Below are 261 nucleotides of genomic sequence, written 5' to 3'. Positions count from 1 at the left end.
ACCTGGACATTGCCATCGGGCACTACGCAGAGCTTCTCGCGTCAAACCTTCATGCGCAACGTGCGGCCCACTTCCCTCCCGACGCCAAGAAAGTCATGCGCAGCCTGACTAGCGGCGAGGCGGCAGAGTTGCTTGGCGTCGATCATACCTACCTTCGCAAGCTTCATCGAGAAGGAAAGATCGCTGACGTCGAAACCACCGCGGGCAGCCACCGTCGGTATACACTCGATGATATCTGGGAGATCCGCCACGCCCTAGAGG

General features: G+C 59.4%; 1 protein-coding gene. It reads left to right on the top strand.

The window, feature by feature from the left end:
* A partial coding sequence (locus JI666_RS22220; RefSeq protein WP_206895083.1) for a MerR family DNA-binding transcriptional regulator occupies positions 1-261 on the top strand: 261 nt, incomplete at both ends.

The sequence above is a fragment of the Bacillus sp. NTK071 genome (assembly GCF_017303315.1).
Lineage (GTDB): Bacteria > Bacillota > Bacilli > Bacillales > Guptibacillaceae > Guptibacillus.
This window is presented reverse-complemented; position numbering and strand designations above follow the sequence as displayed.